Genomic DNA, 298 nt, shown 5'->3' on the forward strand with positions numbered 1-298 from the left:
TCGAGTCTTGGCTTTTCGGAACTCGTGCATACGTTGGCGACGGAGGGCTTTGCTGTAGTTTTGCATGACATGAAAACGGTCGAACACGATATCAGCGTTGGGTAAACAGGCTCTGACCGCTTTTTGATAAGCTTTACCCATATCCATGGCGACCGCTTGAATCCCGAGTGCAGTGCGTTTAGATAAGCCCTTTAAAAAGGTCATCAGCACTTGTGTTGTCCTACCGTGCTCAACCCAAATCAGCTGACCCGACTCCATGTTGTACACCACCGTCATGTAGTCATGCCCCTTTGCTCGC

1 protein-coding gene is annotated in these 298 nt (G+C 50.0%); it reads right to left on the bottom strand.

The genetic code is table 11. The features are described 5' to 3' along the window. Positions 1-298, bottom strand: a 298-nt coding sequence (locus tag ACM2FC_RS23660; protein WP_498483480.1) for a transposase, incomplete at both ends; no start/stop codon positions are given.

Source organism: Vibrio sp. A37 (assembly GCF_059777565.1).